We start from the raw sequence: 17,760 nt of genomic DNA on the forward strand, positions 1-17,760 counted from the left end.
GCTTTGGTCACAGGTATAACGGTAACATTCTTTCCATGAGCCTGACCATTGCATACATTCATGGCACAGCGCCGGATAAGTGGTTTCGTCGATTTGCTGAGCAAACCAACCACCAAATCGATCGTGTCTTCGGTTGTGATGATTCAATCGAAGCTTTGTTCGCGGGTGAGGCGGATATTGCTTTGGTGCGGCTTCCGGATCCGCGGATTACCGATCAATACCATGTGGTGCGGCTTTATCAAGAGCAGCCAGGGATTGGAGTACCTAAGGATAGTGAATTAACGCTATTAGAGGAGATTTCGTACGAGGATATAGTGGGGGAGAACTGCCTATATCAGCCTGATAAAACGGTTGATGTGGCTAAGGTGCGGGAGGCAGTGCAAGTTGTTGCGGCAAATGTTGGTGTAGTTCTTGCCCCGCAGCCATTATTGCGCAGTATGAATCATAAAATGATTGCGCATCGGCCATATCAGTCTGGGGTGCCTACTGAAATTGGAGTGGTGTGGCCAAAGGAAAAGGATCGAGACGAAATCCAAGATTTTGTGGGGATTACCCGTGGGCGGACGCCGCGCTCTTCCCGGCAGTCCGCTCCAAAGCGGAGTGCAAGGGAGAAAGCTAAGGCCAAGCAGCAGCGGCGGAATGGAAAGGGTGGGGTATCGCGGCGTCGTTAAGCAAGTCGAAAGCGCACTGTATCGCCAGCGCCGAGTTGTGCTGCGCGGTCACAGGAACGCGAGGTGAGTACCGCAATAACAGGGTATCCGCCGGTGACGGGATGGTCGGGACCAAATACCACGGGGTCGCCGCTGGGGGGAACCTGAATCGAACCGCGGACCATGCCTTCGCTAAGCAACTCGTCTTTTCGGGATCGCTCCAATGGTCGAGAAGCCTTTAGGCGCAAACCGATTCGATTCGATTCGGGGGATACCTGAAAATCCTGGGCAAGGAAATCGAGGACTGTGGCAGCATAAAACCAGTCCGAACGCGGGCCCAAAATAACAGTGAGTTCCTCGTGGCGCTTTGGCCGCCATAGTGGAGGTAATTGCCGGATTTTTGGCCACCAATGCTCGCCAACAGCAAAATTACTGGTTCGAATGAGATCCCCAGCTTTTATGGGGGCAGGTCCAAGATTACTTAGCACGTCGGTAGATGCACTGCCAAGAGTCAGGGGAACGTCAAAACCTCCGCGGAGTGCGAAATATGCACGCAAACCATAGGAAGAATAGCCCAATGACACAATGTCGCCGGCATGTAAATCCAGCAGGGTATTGGTATAGCTCTCGTGCCGCTTCCCCTGTGATGTAGTAATTGTGATTGGTGCGGCCGTACCGGTAAAAATGCCGGTCGTATCCGCAAGAACCTTCGCTTGAAATCCGCCGATCAAAATTTCTATTACTGGGGCTTCTGGGGCATTACCCACGGCATGATTGGCGCGCGCAGCGCTTAACCTGTCAAAGCAACCTGAAGGGCTTACCCCGGTATTGGCAAAACCTGGGCGACCCCGATCCTGGAATAGTGCCAGTGGCCCCGGTGCCACAATCTCAAGCATGTTGCTCCTTAAAAATAACCGTGTCACCAGGTGCGATATAGGATGGCTGGGCGCGGGAAGTATCCCACATTTGCAATGGTGTAATGCCGAGTAACTGCCAGCCACCCGGAGAAGCTTGCGGGTACACTCCGGAAAACTCACCAGCTAGACCAACGGCACCAACGGGGATTTGTGGGCGTGGCTGGCTGCGGCGCGGAATATTCCATAGGGGTTGCTGTGGTACCAAATACATAAATCCCGGGGCGAAACCACCAAATGCCGCAAGCCATGGCATTTCAGAGTGTTGCTGAATAACGTCGCGCACACGCAAACCAGTTGCATCTGCAACTACTTCCAAATCGGGCCCCTGATACACCACCGGAATCACTACTTCACGTCCGGATTCCAGGGTTCCGGCGGAGATCGTTACATCTTGAAGGTATTGGGTGGCTTGTTTTGGAGTGCATAGCGCGGTGTCCAGGGAAACCACAACCGTTGCGCCTGCCGGAACAATATCTACCACTCCAGGGATATTCATATCTCGGATCTGTTGGTGCACGTTCATAACACCGGCCAAAATGGAGATGCCAGCGTCCGCAACATCGGAGTTTTGAATATCCAATAGGAGTGCTGCATCTCCACAAGGTTTAATGTCCACTGGAAACCCCAACCCCACTATGTTCTAAGCCAGCAATAATTTGGCGAACAACATCCAAGGCATGTGGATTATCACCATGTACACAAATCGAAGACGCTTGAATAATAATCTCATCGCCCGTGGCCGTTGTGACCGGCTTGCCTGAGGCGATACGGACGGCTTGATCAACTGATTGTTCGGCATCCAGTACAGAACCAACTTGAGACCTTGGTGAAAGTGAACCATCTGGCATATAGAGTCGATCTGCGAAGGCCTCGGCGATAGTGCGAAGCCCGGATTCTTCAGCCCATTGCAAAATAGGTGACCCGGCCAGGCCCATAAGTGGTAGGCGGAATGGCAAAATGCCTTCAATTACCGCCATTGCTTGGGTCTTATCGCGAGCGATGCGGTTATACAGTGCACCATGTGGTTTTACATATTCAACCACTGCGCCAACGGAATGTGCGGCGGCCTGAAGCGCGCCAACCTGGTAGATGGTTTCGGCGGTAAGGGTCGCGGCGTCGTAATCCATATTGCGCCGGCCAAACCCAGCAACATCACGGTAGCCGGGGTGAGCACCGATCCGAACTCCGTGCGCTCGCGCCTTGGCGCATGTACGGCGCATTACTAGAGGATCGCCAGCATGAAAACCACAAGCGACATTTGCGCTGCTTACTAAAGCAAGCAGTTGGGAATCACTTCCCATTGTCCATGAGCCGAAGCTTTCACCGAGATCGGAATTCAAATCAATGTGCATTATTCACTCCTAGCGTTCTTATCGGTGGGTTAAGCGGCACTAAGCAGGCTAAATACGCCTGAGAAAGCCGTCCATGCCAGCCACCATGCAACTAATGTTGCCAGCCAGCCAATAATCAATAACCAAGCAGGGTACTTATAGCCATGCAAAAGATCCTTTTGGCGGAACGTTGCAATGTACATCATTAAGGTAAACCCTATGGGAAGAACCAACCCATTGAAAGCACCAGCGAATACTAAGAGCTGTTTAGGAGCGGTTCCCATAATTACGAACAAAAATGCGGAAATACAGATGAAGCCTATGGTCACCCAATTTTGGAGCGCACGTTTATCTGATGAGTTAGAAACCAAAAATGTAGCCGAAGTATAGCTCGCACCAATAATCGAACTTAAGGCTGCTGCCCAAAGCACAATGCCAAAGAACCGCAAACCGATTTCACCAGCTGCAGCCTGGAAAGCTTCACCAGCAGGATTTTCTCCAGCCAACGAAACGCCACCAGCAACCACACCAAGTACCGCTAGGAAAAGCACCACGCGCATTACGCCGGTAAGTAAAATGCCCGTAACGGAAGAAACCGCTACATTGCGAACATATTCAACACCCACACGTCCAGAATCCAACATGCGGTGCGCACCAGCATAGGTGATATAACCGCCCACAGTACCGCCAACCAAGGTGGTAATGGTGACCCAGTCAATAGTTTCTGGCAAGACTGTGTTTTTCAGAGCATCACCAACGGGTGGTTGAGACACAATGGCAACATATAGGGTCAGCAGCATCATGACCATGCCAAGGACTACCAGCAGCTTATCCAGGGCTCCACCAAGCCGCTTAAATAAGAAAATGGCAATTGCCAATAAGGCGGTAATTACGCCTCCAGCCTGGACGTTTGCGCCTAAAAATGCGTTTGTGCCTAGTCCGGCGCCTGCGATATTGCCAATATTAAATACCACACCGCCTACGGCAATACAGATGGCCAGCACCCAGCCTAGACCTGGAAGTACTTGATTGCTGAGCTCCTGGGCACGCATCCCAGAAATACCAATAACGCGCCAAACATTGAGCTGAATGGCGATATCCAAAATAATGGAAGCCAGAATTGCAAACGCGAATGCTGCCCCAAGTTTGTTTGTAAACGTTGCTGTTTGGGTAAGAAACCCTGGGCCAATGGCGCTGGTAGCCATAAGAAATATAGCGCCTAAAAGCGCACTCCGCGTGGTTGCTGAAGCCGCTGCTTGCCCCAAAGTTTTTTCGGCCATGGTTGTCCTTTGTATATCGACGTTCGTCATTGAAATGATTGGAATAGCTGCCTGAATCGATCAGGGCAGCGTGTATGAAGTTGTTGAACAATGCTTTCAAGTATAATTTTTGTGTGTCTAGCAGCACAATACACAAGTAATGTTTAGCAGATCACTGTTTTGAGCGATTAATCTACATAACTATGGGAAAAGCAACGGTTGAACAATTAGTGCGACTACTTTCAAACCGCATCCACATGGGTGAATTACGCCCCGGCACACAGCTTGCTGAGATCGCCTTAGCCAGCCAAATGGGGGTATCTCGTAATACTTTGCGTGAGGCATTCCGCCTCCTCGCACGCGATGGGCTTGTAGAGCACCTGCCGAATCGGGGTGTATTTGTTCGCACTATTACAGAAGACTGCGACGATATCTATGCTTTTCGACGATTCGTGGAGCTTGGGGCTCTCGACCATGTTCACCGCGATCCACACATTACGGCCCAATGCTTATATTCAATGAAAAACGCTTGCGATGAGGCTGAACGCGCCGGTGCGCGCGGAGACTGGGCTAAAGCGGGTGCCGCTAATACGGATTTCCATCAAGCAATTGTCGACCTTGTTGGGTGCGAACGTCTAAGCGAACAGACGAGGATTGTTTTAACCCAAGCCCGGTTACTTTTCCTTTCCCAAGCCGACTGGAAAGCTGTGCATAAACCGTTTATTGAAGGCAATCGAAGCATCCTCGCGGCCCTCCAACGCGACGATGTAGAACACGCAAGACTTTTGCTCTCTGACTACCTATTTCGCTCGAAACAGCTTGTAGGGGAATGCAGATAACCCCCAAACAACAAAATACCCCCAGATGCGCCTAAAGTGGCTGTATCTGGGGGTATTTGTTACTTACTTATCGCGGTCTGTATTGCACATGGCCAGTACATCGAGGCGCTTATCAAGTTCTTCCTCGGTGAGAGTCTTGCCGTCCACAAAGCCCATATCAATTACGGTCTGGCGGATGGTCTTGCCTTCCTTTAGCGCCGTCTTTGCTACCTTTGCTGCATTCTCATAACCAATTGCGGAGTTTAGTGGGGTCACAATAGATGGGGAAGACTCAGCGAGAGTCTTCATACGCTCAACATTTGGCTCAATGCCGTCAACCAGTTTCTCCGCGAATACCCGTGAAGTATTTGCAAGCAATTTCGCGGATTCAAGAACATTGCGCGCCATTACTGGGATAAATACATTGAGTTCGAAGGCGCCCTGTGCGCCGCCAAAAACCACAGCAGCGTCATTGCCTACAACCTGTGCAGCAACCTGGGTGGCGGTTTCACAGAGCACAGGATTCACTTTGCCGGGCATAATCGATGAGCCTGGCTGCAGGTCTGGAAGGTGGATTTCCGCAAGACCAGTCAGTGGCCCGGAGCCCATCCAGCGGATATCATTGGCAATCTTATTAAGCGAAACAGCGATTGTTCGCATAGCGCCAGAGAATTCTACGAGCCCATCACGGTTTGCTTGAGCTTCAAAGTGGTTCTCACATTCGCGAAGCTCTTTCACATCCGTAAGTTTTACGAGTTCCGCAACAACTTTCGGGCCAAAGTCTGCTGGAGTATTTAGACCCGTACCTACGGCGGTGCCACCGATTGGAAGTTCACCAAGACGTGGCAGGGTAGCTTCAACGCGTTCGATACCAGCTTCGATTTGGCGGGCGTAGCCAGCGAATTCCTGGCCGAGCGTTACCGGTACGGCATCCATAAGGTGGGTGCGGCCCGACTTTACAACACTGCTCCATTCCTTAGCCTTAGCAAGCAGGGAAGTGTGCAGTACCTTCAATCCTGGAATGAGATCCTTTACAGCGGCTTCCGTAGCAGCAACATGTGTTGCGGTAGGGAAGGTGTCATTTGAAGACTGCCCCATATTGACATCATCGTTTGGATGAACCTCAACACCATTGGCCTTAGCGATAGAAGCAATAACCTCATTGGTGTTCATGTTCGAAGAGGTGCCGGAGCCGGTCTGGAACACGTCAATGGGGAATTCACCGTTGTGCTTGCCATCTGCAATTTCTTTAGCGGCGGCAATAATGGCGTCTGCCTTTTCTGCTGGCAGTAAACCACGATCCTTATTCACCTGAGCGCAGGCAGCCTTGAGCAAGCCCATAGCGCGGATCTGCGCGGTTTCCAGTCCACGGCCAGAAATTGGGAAATTCTCGACGGCGCGCTGCGTTTGGGCGCGCCACAGAGCATTGACCGGAACTTTTACTTCACCCATGGTGTCGTGCTCAATGCGGAATTCCTGCTCGGTCATATAGTCCACCTTCTATGTTGCAAGTTCAAGGAAAACGCCGCGGGTACCACGGCACTGCAACTAGTATGCCTAAAAAGAAACGGCACCGTGTGGTCGGTGCCGTTCTACCCACTTACTAGTGAGCTAGATCATACATGGGGGTTATTTGCGGGTGTAATCCACAATCGAATATTCCTGCAATTTTGCCAATTTATGGACCGACTCGATATAGCGCACGGTTCCCGACTTCGAACGCATGACCAAGGAGCGTGTGGTTGCCCCGTTCTTTCGATAACTAACGCCTCGTAGCATGTCACCATTTGTCACACCAGTGGCAACAAAATAGCAATTATTCGAAGACACGAGGTCATCTGTGGTCAACACGCGATCAAGTTCATGTCCAGCATCAAGCGCTTTTTGGATCTCCGCATCATTACGAGGGTACAACTTTCCTTGAATTTCTCCACCCATACACTTCATTGCGCATGCCGTAATAATGCCCTCAGGGGTGCCGCCAATGCCCATCATAATATCCACTGAGTTTGTGTCCTGAGCGGCGGCAACGGCACCCGCGACGTCACCATCGCGAATCAAACGGACCTTTGCGCCAGCGCGACGAATATCAGTAATTAATCCCTCGTGCCGAGGGCGATCAAGTACCACAACCGTAACATCAGAAGCGCCAATGCCTTTTGCCTTAGCCACTGCGTTAATATTATGAGCAACTGGCGCCTCAATATCGATGCTACCTGCTGCTTCAGGGCCTACAGCAATCTTATTCATATAAAACACAGCCGATGGATCATACATGGATCCACGTTCGGCGGCGGCCAAAACAGAAATAGCGTTTGGGCGACCCTCCGCCATCAATGTAGTGCCATCAACCGGGTCAACAGCAATATCAACCTCGGCGCCCTCACCGGTGCCAACTTCCTCACCGTTATAAAGCATTGGTGCTTCATCTTTTTCGCCTTCGCCAATAACCACAACACCATGCATATTTACTGAATTGATCAATTTGCGCATAGCGTCAACGGCAGCACCATCACCTTCATTCTTCATGCCTCGACCAACCCAACGGCCACATGCAAGTGCAGCAGCTTCTGTCACGCGGACCAGTTCCATAGCAAGGTTACGGTCTGGGGCCTCGGGGTGTGGTGTATTCATAACTGGCAGCCTCCTGAAAAGGGCGGGTTCATTTATTCATATTGCGGTATACCCGAACATGCGTCCGGCATAAGCCTGCGTGTTCCATTGTTGCATTAGTCCCCACCAAAATGCCCCGCTTTTTCCACCCAAATTGGGGCGCCTTTAAACATTTCCCCCAGACAAACCCAAATTCAGGGTGTTCCTCGCGCTACAAACGGCACATTCAAAATCAATGAACGGGCTACTAGGGGCTAATTGGGGGCAATAGGGGCGCGATACTGTTTATCTGAGGCAAATGAGCTTATTGCTCATGGGGCCAGTTGTGCACCCCGACTCCTTACTCTGATAGGTGCGCCAGTAGGCGTTAGCTTTTTTGAGTGTGGGAGGGTTATTGATTATTTTTTGCGTTTGGTGCGTGGGGTAGGGATTGGGGCGTGTGTGGACATGTGGGCGCGGAAGGGGCCTGGGCAAGGTCTCGGAAAGTCTGAAGTAGGTCTAAACAGGCAGATTTGTGTTGTAGGCTTCTGGTCTTGGGGTGTGAGCTGGGGAAATGCGGTGGTGGGTTGTGGGTGATGTGAAATCTGCCTGATTTTCGGGTTAGTAGGCTGCTTTTCCCGAGTTTTTGGAGTGGGGCGGCTGATTTCCAGGGTCTTCGAGTTGATTTCCAGGGGTTTGATAGGCGCACCCTATTGAACTAGTGATGTTTTCATACCTACTGTCACAGATTCCATAAAATCGCCTGAAAAAATGGAATTTGTGACAGCAACCAACATTGCGCACAATCGTTGACCTGGGGTTTGTCGCAGATTCCATAAAAACAGCGAAAAAAATGGAATCTGTGACAGGTTCCCTACCTATCGTGTCGCAGATTCCATAAAATCCGCCGAAAAAATGGAATCTGTGACAACACGCCCAAACAGCACCCGAAAGGACCAGGTCACCAGGCGCACACAACCAAACCCAAGTCACAAACCCAAGCCAAAACAAGCCCCTCGCCAAGCCGGCCCAGCGGAATCCGCGCTACCACAACCCCAAAAACCGCAAAAGTCGTACCAGTAACAACAGTTCCCTAAAGTCGGCACCATAAGTCAGCCAAAAAGTACAGTTCCTCTGTGTTTTCCGTTTTGGGTCATAACCGCTAGTTCGGGTGGATGTTGTGTTCTGTCATACTATTCGGGTGGCTGAGAATAAACCTCGTATTTTTCAGGACTGGAAAGACATTTCGATGACCTTGATGGTCATGCTGGTGCTGATGTTGCTGTCTGTGGGCTTCACTGGTTTGTGTTCGTTTAATCCGGGGGCTCCGGAGAATGGCCCTGTTCGTGCTGTCGACGCGAAACAAGTTTTGAGTCTTGAGGCTCGGGCCATGAATTTTCCAGTTCGAATGCCTGAGGTTCCGGAGGGTTGGGTTTCTAATTCGGCACGTCGAACGAGTGTGGATCAGAAGCCTGCTCCGGTGGTTGGTTGGGTTACTGCTAGTGGGGCGTATTTGCAGTTGACTCAGACTGGTGAGCCGGTGGATAGTGCTTTGAAAGTAATGAAGGAAGAGACTATTGAGGTGGATCCGGTGATGGTGGAGGGCTTGTCATTCCGCCATTTTGAACCAGCAGATGGTTCTGGCGATGCTATCTGGGTAGCTGATAATGGTGACGCGCGTTTTATTATTGCAGGCACTGCCGGTGACCAGGAGTTTCAGGAACTAGCAAAGGCGACTATCGCCGCTCAGCCAATTGCTACGACTAGTTAGTTTCTGGCTCATCTCTTGCTGGTTTCCGGCCCACCCGGCAACTAAACCCGGCCCACCGCTCCCAAAACACTCACCCCCAAAACACCCGACCTACTGTTCCTGAGTTTCTGCGCGTCCGATCGCTTCTTCGACTCGGGCGCGGGCTCCGGCGAGGTGTTCTTCACAGCGTTTTGCAAGGGCTTCTCCGCGTTCCCAGTAGGCGAGTGATTCATCTAGACTCATTTGCCCAAGCTCCAGGATTTTTACTGTTTCAATGAGTTCGTCTCGCGCAGCTTCGTAGGAAAGTTGTGCAACGGGTGTGAATTCTTGGGGAGTTCCTGATCCGATTGTGTTCATGTGTGTTCCTTTTAGTTTGATTGTTGGGTGCCCATAGTTGCGGCGGTGATTGAGCCGTCGCTAATGCGGATTCTTAGTTGGCTGCCGGGTGGGGTTTGTGTAATTGTGGTGACTACTTCTCCGGGGGTTCCTACTTGCACGATTGCATACCCCCTTGCGAGGGTAGCTGAGGGACCTAGGGTGGATACCCTGGCTCGTAGTGCTGTGATTTCCGTGTCTGCGTGACGGAGGAGTTGTGTGATGTCTCGGCGCATGAGCCGAATAGCGTGGTCGATTTCTTCTTGGCGGCGGTGAATCGGGGTGTAGGGGTCGGCGAGTACTGGTCGGCTGCGTATGTTTGCTAATCCTTGCATTTCTCGCTGGACCCATCCACGAAGGGCAGCTGCGGAACGTCCGCGGAGTTCTTGGATAAGGGCACGCTCCATAACGACGTCTGGCACCACCCGTTTTGCAGCGTCGGTCGGTGTTGCTGCCCGTAGATCGGCCACATTATCGAGTACGGGATTATCGGGCTCATGTCCGATTGCAGAGACTACGGGGGTGGTTGCGGCGGATACGGCTCGTTGGAGTGCTTCTTCGGAGAAGGGGAGTAGGTCTTCTACGGAGCCGCCGCCGCGGGCAATAATTATAACGTCTACCTCGGGGTTTGCATCGAGTTGTTGGAGTGCGGCTATAACTTCTGGTACGGTTCCTGCGCCTTGTACTGCGGTGTTTATTACTTCAAAGCGAACTTCCGGCCATCGATCGTGGGCAACACTAAGGACGTCGCGTTCGGCGGCGGATCCTCTGCCGGTAATCAGGCCAATGCATCGCGGTAGGTAGGGGAGTGGTCGTTTGCGCGCGGCGTCGAAAAGCCCTTCGGCGGCGAGTTTTTTGCGCAATTGTTCTATTCGAGCGAGCAGCTCACCGATTCCTACTGGGCGAATCTCCGTAGCCCACAGCGAAAACGATCCACGCCCCACGTAAAAAGCAGGTTTGGCGTACACCACTACGCGGTCACCATCGCGTAACGACGTCTCGCGCAGCAGGGTTGTTGGGCAAGTTACCTGCACACTTGCTTCGGCCTGAGTATCGCGGAGCGTTAAATACGATAACTTCCACGACGGTTTCATATTGACCTGGGTGAGTTGCCCTTCAACCCAAATATGCCCGAGTCGTTCAATCCACGACTTGACTTTAGAATTCACTTCGCGGACTGGCCACGGGTGCTCAGCAGTATTAGCCACCTTGAAAAACTCACTTTCTTCATGGGTGAACGCAACCATTGTAGGCGGAGTTCGTTACTCTGTATCGCATGACCGCACCTAAGAAAATTTTGTTAGCCGCACCCCGTGGCTATTGCGCCGGCGTGGATCGCGCCGTTGAAACTGTGGAACGCGCACTCGAAAAATATGGTGCGCCTGTGTATGTGCGGAAGGAAATCGTTCATAACCGCTATGTGGTTGACACCCTTGCGGAGCGTGGCGCCATCTTTGTTGATGAAACCACTGAAGTACCTGAAGGTTCCCATCTTGTCTTCTCTGCGCATGGCGTCAGCCCCGCCGTCCATGAAGAAGCTCGGTCCCTTTCCTTGAAAACGCTTGATGCTACCTGTCCGCTTGTTACCAAGGTTCATAATGAGGTGAAGCGCTTTGCGCGAGATGGCTATCAAATCCTCCTAATTGGACATGAGGGTCATGAAGAGGTTGAGGGCACGGCTGGGGAAGCCCCGGATGTAGTGCATCTTGTTGATGGTGTGGAATCCGTGGAAACCCTCGAATTCCCCGATAATGAAAAACTTGTTTGGTTATCGCAAACCACATTGTCGGTGGATGAAACCATGGAGATTGTGCGCCTGCTAAAGGCGAAATTCCCACACCTGATTGACCCCCCAAGCGACGATATTTGCTACGCCACCCAAAACCGGCAGGTAGCCGTGAAAGCAATTGCAGAGCGGTGCGAGCTAGTGATTGTTGTGGGTTCGCAAAATTCCTCCAATTCCAAGCGTCTTGTTGAAGTTGCTCTCCAGGGCGGCGCAAACGCGAGTTATTTGGTGGATTATGCCTCTCAGGTTGATCCTGCCTGGCTTGAAGGTGTGTCCACTATTGGCATTACTTCGGGTGCTTCGGTGCCGGAAATTTTGGTGCAAGATGTGCTGAAAATGCTGGCTGAATACGGCTATACCGATGTTGAGGAAGTGACTACCGCAGCGGAGAAACTGGTGTTCTCTCTACCACGCGCTTTGCGGCCAGCAGATCGTGCGAAACGCTAATTGACGCCCCCACCTCGCCAGGGTGGGTGTCCAGGTTAGCGGTAGAGATCGTCGTGACGGGAATTTGCGCGACGTTGCTGCATAAGTTCTTGGACAGTGACCTGTGAGGCGCGTGCTCCTCGGGCGCGATGTGTCCGTACTGCGGAGCGTGCCCGTGTTGCTTGTGCAGCGTTTTGCTGGTTGACTCGTCGCACTTGTTGTTGTTTCACTGCTGTAGTGCGTATCGCGCGGCTTCGGGCTGCGCGAGCTATGAGCCATCGTAAAAAGGCCAGGGCTACACAAATGAGTGTGACGGACATTAAAAAGGGGAAGTGTTCCATCAAGGGGTAAACCGCGGTAATAATCTCAGCGCTTGAAACCGCATTATCAGCGCCAGGTAAAGTTCGGCCGACTGCCCAGGCTGTAAGTGGCATGGCGATGCCAAAGGCCAGTGGAAGCTGCGCTGCGGTAAGAAACAGCCCACGCGGTTCCACTAAGAGAACCGCAGCAATACTGCCTGCAGCAAAGCACCATAAGAATGCGGCACCCATTTCTTTAAAATTCAGGCTCAACAATGCGCCAGTGACTAGTGAGGCGAACACAATCGAGGCTGCTGACCAAACGGGAACCCCGAAGCGGGCGGCGGCGGGGAGGCGAGCAGCGGAAGATCGATTACGTTGAGTCACGGGGCGTTATTCTACCGTTATCACGAACGAAATACATGTAGGATGTCTTGAAGCCTGGATAAGCTGGGGGTGAGCGAGCCTTCTCGGCGAGCCGCGCGCATTTTCCGGCCTGCTTCTTCACCCTCTTGGGCGGTTAATGATCCAACCAATGTGGCGAATTCGATTTCCGCAGCAGTTTTTTCTCCAGAGCGCAGTGCAACGAGGTCACTAAGGTAGCGCAGTAGAACAGCGAGCATTGCTGCTGTAGGTACCGCAAGGAATGCGCCTACAATGCCGAATAAGCTTCCGCCGAGAGTGACGGAAAGCAGAATCACAACGGGGTGGAGGTTCATGGCGCGTGACTGCACCACTGGTTGCAGGATATTTCCTTCAAGCTGTTGCACCAGGATCACTAAACCGAATACTAGGAACGCGGTTGTTGGCCCGTGGGATACAAAGGCAATCATTACGGCCAAAGCGCCCGCAACAACGGCGCCGACAATCGGAATAAAGCCAGCAATAAATGTAAGGGTGCCAAGCGCTAAGGCCATGGGAACGCCGAGCAGTACCAACCCAATGCCGATGCACACGGCGTCGACAAATGAAACAACTGCCTGGGCCCGAATAAAACCAGCTAACGTAATCCAAGCTCGGGTAAATAATTCGGTGAGATGCCAGCCAACTCGACGTCCAGTCACCGAACGCAACCACGGCATAAACCGGGGGCCGTCCTTAAGGAAAAAGAATGTAAGCACCAGCATAATGCCCAGGGTGACCAGTACTGACGATGCCACACTAATACCGGCGAAGAGCTCTCCAGCAATAGTGCCAGATTGTTGTTGAAGCCAGGTTGCGGCGTCGGAAAACCATCCATTGAGGTCATCACTATTGATATTAAGCGGTGGTCCCTGCAACCATAATTGGAGGCGCTGCACTCCCTCGAATGCTTGATAAAACAATGTTTGAGATTGATTCACAATACTCGGTGCAATCAAGCCAATAAGGCCGCCGAAAAATGCCAGCGCCCCAAGCATTGTAATAATTGCGGAAAGTGCTGGCGGAACACCTCGGCGTTGCATCCAACCTGTAGGCCCCCACAGCACGGACGTCAAAATAAGGGCGAGAAAAATTGGGAGTAGGCCCCGCCAGAATTTACTCATGACGTACCAAGTCACCCACGATGCCGCCGCAATGACCAGCAGCCGTAGGCACCACCAAGCGAAGGTTTTAATGCCATCGGCTATGACCTCAAAACGGTCGATTGCATCATGACCTTCTAGTTCTTGAAACGTCTGGGTGGCCTCACCTCGGAAGTCATTTTCGTTCACAATTCCCATCTTGCCATTAACATAAGAAAGCCTCCCGGAGGAGGCTTCAAAGTTCATTAGGTGTGTCTAGTGGTGTTCTTCGTGGGAGATCAGAACATCATCAGTTGCATATTCGGAATTCCCAAGCACACCTGACATTTCATCTGGGTTACGGCGCAAGGCCAGGATGCTTACCAGCAAACCACCCCAGATAATGACCATAAACAGGACCATCATCATAATTGCGACACCAGTCATTGCATTTCCTTTCTTATGGTCGATGTGCGTTAACTCAGGCCATTTGTATCTTTGTACTGCTCTGCGGCGAAACCAGCAGCACGTTGAGGTGAGTACTTCCGGGGTTGACCAATGCTGCGAGAAGCATCGGGATCCACACCGAAGTCCGATCCGGGTGGTCCAACCAATGAAAGGTTACCTTGCCACGGAATAATGGACATCAATAACGAGGCAAGCACAATGGCAAAGAGTACGCCCCAGCCATACCAGCCAAGTTGCGCTGCGCTATAGCCTTCATATGGCTCATTAATCAAGGTAATAAGCTCTTGGATCAATGTATAGCCCAAAACAATTGTGGTGATATTTACTACGCAAATACGCCAAATATTTCCAACTTTAAACGAAGAAACTGCATTTAAGTGGAGTGCAAATTCTTCAACTCGGCGGAGTACCCAGTCCACTACCACAACAGTAATCAGCGCAATTGCTACAATGCCGATCTGGTTGGTGAACTTATCCATAATGTCCAGTGTGACCAAGCTGGAGGTAGTAGAAAACAGTGCCAATGAAATCAGAGCCATAATCACGCCAACGCCAACGGCAGTATTTTTGCGTGGCTTGCCAAATTTATCCTTAGCAGCAGAAACTACTACTTCAAACAAGGAGAAGAGCGAAGTAAAACCAGCAATGGTCAAACTACCAAAGAATAATGTGCCAAATACTGGCCCAAGTGGCATTTCATTAATAATCGCAGGGAATGCAATAAAGGCAAGACCGATACCGGAGCTGGCAACCTCATTAACTGCAACGCCTTGCTGGGTAGCCATAAAGCCCAATGCTGCAAACACACCGATACCCGCCAAAACTTCAAACGAGGAGTTTGCAAATGCGGTCACCAGGCCAGTGCCAGTGAGGTTCGTGCGTGGCTTTAGGTAGGAAGAATAGGTCAGCATAATGCCAAAGCCCACAGAAAGTGAGAAGAAAATTTGGCCATATGCCGCTACCCATACACTCGGGTTGCTGAGCGTGCTCCATTCTGGAGTGAAAAATGCATTCAGGCCGGTTGCGGCGCCAGGCAGGAATAGTGCTTGAACTACGACGATAATAAACAGTACGGTTAGGATCGGCATAAAGATTTTGGAAACTTTGCCAATACCTTCATCAACACCCATGGCCAGCACCACAATCGCAAGGACCCAGACAAGCCCCAATGCAATAGCAATTTGGCCGACAATGCTAAAGGAAAATGTGGTTTCTGCATCAACCTGTAGAAAGTCGGCAAAGAAGTATTCTTCTGGTTTTTCGCCCCAGGCGAGGTTGAATGATTTAACTGTATAGAGAGCCGCCCACGCAATCACCGCCGCATAGTAGATAGTAATAAAAAATGCGATACCCACTTGAACCCAGCCGATTGGCTCGGCCCAGGACTTAATGCGCCGGAATACCAGTGGTGCGGAACCGCGATAGCGGTGCCCAAGGGTGTAATCCAGAAATAGTAGCGGAATGCCTGCGGTGAGGAGCGCAACCATATAAGGGACAAGGAACGCGCCGCCGCCATTGTCATAGGCGACGTACGGGAAGCGCCAAATATTTCCAAGGCCAACCGCTGAGCCAATCGCGGCTAGCAGGAATGCTATGCGGGTTGAAAATACTTCGCGGCGGGGTGATTCAGCCATGGCCGGCCTTTCCGTCGAGAGTGAAGGTCTTTCGATATTAGATGCGGGCAGGTGGCTTACAGAATGTCACTTTATTTGCTCAGCAAATTCTGAAGAACCGTCCCACTGTGTGGGCAAATATTAGCACAATGTTCCACATATTGGAATGTGGTCTGGGGATGCTACCGTCCTGATTCTTGTTTTCGCTGTTCATGTACCCAATCTGCATAGCCCTGCACTCCCGCCGGCAGGGTGGGAAATATTCGATGTACACCTATTTTTTCTGCAAAACCCGCGTCTAAAAACTGGCGATATGTTTCGCTTTTTACTCGTGCCATCGCAAATATGATCCCCCGGGACTCCAATTGCTTACGAAACTCATCTAAAGCATCAATCGCGGTTAAATCAATCTCTACATTCGCCTCAGCATTAAGCAAAAACCACCGCACCCGCGTTTGCGCGGCGTCGATAGCCGATGATGCGCGCGTAATAAAATCGTCAGCGTTTGCGAAAAACAGCGGCGAATCATAACGGTAAACAAGCAGCCCAGGTACTTGCTTTGTGACGTCGTAGTCCTCAACGTTATGCATGCCAGCTACACCCTCCACATACCCCAGGACCCCATCATTTGGTTTAGTAAGCCGACGCAGCAAATCAATAATGCTCAATGCAACCGCAATCGCAATGCCCTCCAAAACACCAAGCGAAACTACCGCAACTGTGGTTGAAGCGGCAAGAATCAGTTCACTTGTTCTAAAACGTGCGATTCGGAGCCATTCACTTGGCTGAATGAGCTTTACCGCCGCCACAATAACAATTGCCCCTAGCGTGGCCGCAGGAAAATGCGATAACGCTGGCGCTAATACAAATAGCGTCAAAAGCACCGTAAGTGCTGCAACCAGTGAATACACTTGCGTTTTTGCGTGCATTACCCGTGCAAGTACTGTACGACTACCACTCGAACTAACCGGGAAACCACCGGTAACGCCCGCGCCAAGATTGATCACCCCAAGCGCCAGACATTCTTGATTCGCATTAATACGCGGTTCATGGCGCTGCCGAAATGCCCGTGCGGTCAGCATATTATCCGAATACGCCACCACAGTAATACCAATCGCAGCATTAAATAGCGCCACAAATTGAATATCACCCAAGGGTGGAAAACCCAATCCAGGCAATCCCCGAGGCAAATCCCCAATTACCTTCACGCCCTGTTCATCCAAACCTGTGAGCCACACAATCAAAGTAGAACAAACAATCACAATTAACGGTGCAGGCCAGTATGGGAAAAACCGGAAAATTACAATCAATGCGACGATGCACCCAAGTGCCAACCAGAAAGTAGGAGCATGAATCTCATCGAGGCGGTGCACTAAATCCCATGTTGCGGCAAGATCGTTACTACCTGATGCAGAAATCTTGGTAATGGTATCCAGCTGACTCAAAATCATGAGTACTGCGACTCCGGCCAGATAGCCAATTAATACCGGCTTAGAAAGAAATTCCGAAATAAATCCGAGCCGCGCGAGGAACCCCACTAAAGACACAACCCCCACAGAAACTGCCAATAGTGCTGCTAATTGCGCAGTAAGCTCAGGGGAAGCATTAGGTCCAGCCAATGCCGCAATGCCAGCGGCAGTCATGAGTGAGGTTGTGGACTCAGGGCCCACAGAAATAGTTCGGGACGAACCGAAAATTGAATAAAGAATCAGCGGAACTATCGCCGCCCAAAGTCCAATTACCGGCGGCAATCCAGCAATCGTGGCGTACGCCATGACCTGCGGTACTAAGTAGGCAGCAACCGTAATTCCTGCCAAAACATCAAAACGCAACCAGCCCCGCTGATACTTTCGCAATACTTGCATACCCGGAAATATTGACGAACGCTGCACATCAACCTGTGGGTTGGGCTCCCCACCATTCAATGAAGAAATCAGGTCCTGAATTGGCCCAGGTGGACCCGAAGGCACACGGCTATTCATAACTTGAGCT

Annotated in this window: 17 protein-coding genes; 4 read left to right on the forward strand and 13 right to left on the reverse strand. The window is 51.4% G+C overall.

The genetic code is table 11. From position 1 onward, the window contains the following. The first annotated feature begins 35 nt into the window (after positions 1 to 35). Positions 36 to 671, forward strand: a complete 636-nt coding sequence (locus CFREI_RS04320) for a LysR family transcriptional regulator substrate-binding protein (RefSeq protein ID WP_035112342.1) — start codon at positions 36 to 38, stop codon at positions 669 to 671. Here CFREI_RS04320 and CFREI_RS04325 read toward each other — a convergent pair. The 4 genes from CFREI_RS04325 to CFREI_RS04340 are packed head-to-tail and all read right to left on the reverse strand — an operon-like array spanning position 668 to position 4,178. Continuing rightward, the gene (locus CFREI_RS04325; protein WP_027013239.1) at positions 668 to 1,546 is read right to left on the reverse strand and encodes a 5-oxoprolinase subunit C family protein; all 879 of its coding nucleotides are present in this window, start codon (positions 1,544 to 1,546) and stop codon (positions 668 to 670) included. The two genes, CFREI_RS04320 and CFREI_RS04325, sit on opposite strands and share 4 nt — an antisense overlap. After that, the gene (locus tag CFREI_RS04330; protein ID WP_027013240.1) at positions 1,539 to 2,183 is read right to left on the reverse strand and encodes a 5-oxoprolinase subunit B family protein; all 645 of its coding nucleotides are present in this window, start codon (positions 2,181 to 2,183) and stop codon (positions 1,539 to 1,541) included. Before CFREI_RS04330 ends, CFREI_RS04325 begins: the two co-directional genes overlap by 8 nt. After that, positions 2,173 to 2,919, reverse strand: a complete 747-nt coding sequence (locus CFREI_RS04335) for a LamB/YcsF family protein (protein ID WP_027013241.1) — start codon at positions 2,917 to 2,919, stop codon at positions 2,173 to 2,175. The genes CFREI_RS04330 and CFREI_RS04335 overlap by 11 nt, the downstream gene beginning before the upstream one ends. 29 nt (positions 2,920 to 2,948) lie before the next feature. Then, a complete protein-coding gene (locus CFREI_RS04340; RefSeq protein WP_051256050.1) occupies positions 2,949 to 4,178 on the reverse strand; it encodes an NRAMP family divalent metal transporter in 1,230 nt (409 codons plus the stop codon). 182 nt (positions 4,179 to 4,360) lie between these two features. Here CFREI_RS04340 and CFREI_RS04345 point away from each other — a divergent pair, with 182 nt between their 5' ends. Next, positions 4,361 to 4,996 (forward strand): GntR family transcriptional regulator, encoded by a 636-nt coding sequence (locus tag CFREI_RS04345; RefSeq protein WP_051256051.1) that lies wholly within the window; start codon positions 4,361 to 4,363, stop codon positions 4,994 to 4,996. A gap of 63 nt (positions 4,997 to 5,059) precedes the next feature. Here CFREI_RS04345 and CFREI_RS04350 read toward each other — a convergent pair whose 3' ends face one another. Continuing rightward, a complete protein-coding gene (locus tag CFREI_RS04350) occupies positions 5,060 to 6,463 on the reverse strand; it encodes a class II fumarate hydratase (protein ID WP_027013243.1) in 1,404 nt (467 codons plus the stop codon). Between the two features lie 141 nt (positions 6,464 to 6,604). Beyond that, positions 6,605 to 7,609, reverse strand: coding sequence for a class II fructose-bisphosphatase (gene glpX / locus CFREI_RS04355; protein ID WP_027013244.1), 1,005 nt, complete (start codon positions 7,607 to 7,609; stop codon positions 6,605 to 6,607). Positions 7,610 to 8,768: 1,159 nt separating this feature from the next. On the opposite strand from glpX, the gene CFREI_RS04360 reads away from it, so the two are divergent. Next, positions 8,769 to 9,338 carry a DUF4245 domain-containing protein gene (locus tag CFREI_RS04360; protein ID WP_027013245.1) on the forward strand — a complete coding sequence of 190 codons (570 nt, stop codon included), beginning with the start codon at positions 8,769 to 8,771 and terminating at the stop codon, positions 9,336 to 9,338. Positions 9,339 to 9,428: 90 nt separating this feature from the next. Here the strand turns inward: CFREI_RS04360 and CFREI_RS04365 are convergent, their stop codons facing one another. Both CFREI_RS04365 and xseA read right to left on the reverse strand, forming a co-directional pair. Beyond that, a complete protein-coding gene (locus tag CFREI_RS04365; protein WP_027013246.1) occupies positions 9,429 to 9,674 on the reverse strand; it encodes an exodeoxyribonuclease VII small subunit in 246 nt (81 codons plus the stop codon). Positions 9,675 to 9,685: 11 nt separating this feature from the next. Further along, the gene (xseA, locus tag CFREI_RS04370) at positions 9,686 to 10,939 is read right to left on the reverse strand and encodes an exodeoxyribonuclease VII large subunit (protein ID WP_051256053.1); all 1,254 of its coding nucleotides are present in this window, start codon (positions 10,937 to 10,939) and stop codon (positions 9,686 to 9,688) included. Positions 10,940 to 10,968: 29 nt separating this feature from the next. Between xseA and CFREI_RS04375 the strand changes: the two genes are divergently transcribed. After that, on the forward strand, positions 10,969 to 11,925 hold the full coding sequence (locus CFREI_RS04375; RefSeq protein ID WP_027013248.1) for a 4-hydroxy-3-methylbut-2-enyl diphosphate reductase: 957 nt from the start codon (positions 10,969 to 10,971) through the stop codon (positions 11,923 to 11,925). A gap of 35 nt (positions 11,926 to 11,960) precedes the next feature. On the opposite strand, the gene CFREI_RS04380 is transcribed toward CFREI_RS04375, so the two are convergent. The 5 genes from CFREI_RS04380 to CFREI_RS04400 form a co-directional block, all read right to left on the reverse strand. Beyond that, the gene (locus CFREI_RS04380) at positions 11,961 to 12,590 is read right to left on the reverse strand and encodes a DUF6542 domain-containing protein (RefSeq protein WP_051256054.1); all 630 of its coding nucleotides are present in this window, start codon (positions 12,588 to 12,590) and stop codon (positions 11,961 to 11,963) included. Positions 12,591 to 12,610: 20 nt separating this feature from the next. Then, complete coding sequence (locus CFREI_RS04385; RefSeq protein WP_420834537.1) at positions 12,611 to 13,897, reverse strand: AI-2E family transporter; 1,287 nt, start codon at positions 13,895 to 13,897, stop codon at positions 12,611 to 12,613. A gap of 66 nt (positions 13,898 to 13,963) precedes the next feature. Continuing rightward, positions 13,964 to 14,134 carry a methionine/alanine import NSS transporter subunit MetS gene (gene metS / locus CFREI_RS04390; RefSeq protein WP_027013249.1) on the reverse strand — a complete coding sequence of 57 codons (171 nt, stop codon included), beginning with the start codon at positions 14,132 to 14,134 and terminating at the stop codon, positions 13,964 to 13,966. A gap of 29 nt (positions 14,135 to 14,163) precedes the next feature. Next, on the reverse strand, positions 14,164 to 15,789 hold the full coding sequence (locus CFREI_RS04395; protein ID WP_027013250.1) for a sodium-dependent transporter: 1,626 nt from the start codon (positions 15,787 to 15,789) through the stop codon (positions 14,164 to 14,166). Positions 15,790 to 15,950: 161 nt separating this feature from the next. Beyond that, positions 15,951 to 17,750: a SulP family inorganic anion transporter gene (locus CFREI_RS04400; RefSeq protein ID WP_084170815.1), complete on the reverse strand. Its 1,800-nt coding sequence runs from the start codon at positions 17,748 to 17,750 to the stop codon at positions 15,951 to 15,953. Positions 17,751 to 17,760 lie beyond the last annotated feature (10 nt).

The sequence above is a fragment of the Corynebacterium freiburgense genome (assembly GCF_030408815.1).
Taxonomy (GTDB): Bacteria; Actinomycetota; Actinomycetes; order Mycobacteriales; family Mycobacteriaceae; genus Corynebacterium; species Corynebacterium freiburgense.

What these genes read in the sequence shown, in the direction of transcription:
- CFREI_RS04320 (WP_035112342.1), top strand. Translation starts at nt 36, where the DNA reads ATGAGCCTGACCATTGCATACATTCATGGCACAGCGCCGGATAAGTGG.
- CFREI_RS04325 (WP_027013239.1), bottom strand. Translation starts at nt 1,546, where the DNA reads ATGCTTGAGATTGTGGCACCGGGGCCACTGGCACTATTCCAGGATCGG.
- CFREI_RS04335 (WP_027013241.1), bottom strand. Translation starts at nt 2,919, where the DNA reads ATGCACATTGATTTGAATTCCGATCTCGGTGAAAGCTTCGGCTCATGG.
- CFREI_RS04340 (WP_051256050.1), bottom strand. Translation starts at nt 4,178, where the DNA reads ATGGCCGAAAAAACTTTGGGGCAAGCAGCGGCTTCAGCAACCACGCGG.
- CFREI_RS04345 (WP_051256051.1), top strand. Translation starts at nt 4,361, where the DNA reads ATGGGAAAAGCAACGGTTGAACAATTAGTGCGACTACTTTCAAACCGC.
- CFREI_RS04350 (WP_027013243.1), bottom strand. Translation starts at nt 6,463, where the DNA reads ATGACCGAGCAGGAATTCCGCATTGAGCACGACACCATGGGTGAAGTA.
- glpX (WP_027013244.1), bottom strand. Translation starts at nt 7,609, where the DNA reads ATGAATACACCACACCCCGAGGCCCCAGACCGTAACCTTGCTATGGAA.
- CFREI_RS04365 (WP_027013246.1), bottom strand. Translation starts at nt 9,674, where the DNA reads ATGAACACAATCGGATCAGGAACTCCCCAAGAATTCACACCCGTTGCA.
- xseA (WP_051256053.1), bottom strand. Translation starts at nt 10,939, where the DNA reads ATGGTTGCGTTCACCCATGAAGAAAGTGAGTTTTTCAAGGTGGCTAAT.
- CFREI_RS04375 (WP_027013248.1), top strand. Translation starts at nt 10,969, where the DNA reads ATGACCGCACCTAAGAAAATTTTGTTAGCCGCACCCCGTGGCTATTGC.
- metS (WP_027013249.1), bottom strand. Translation starts at nt 14,134, where the DNA reads ATGACTGGTGTCGCAATTATGATGATGGTCCTGTTTATGGTCATTATC.
- CFREI_RS04395 (WP_027013250.1), bottom strand. Translation starts at nt 15,789, where the DNA reads ATGGCTGAATCACCCCGCCGCGAAGTATTTTCAACCCGCATAGCATTC.
- CFREI_RS04400 (WP_084170815.1), bottom strand. Translation starts at nt 17,750, where the DNA reads ATGAATAGCCGTGTGCCTTCGGGTCCACCTGGGCCAATTCAGGACCTG.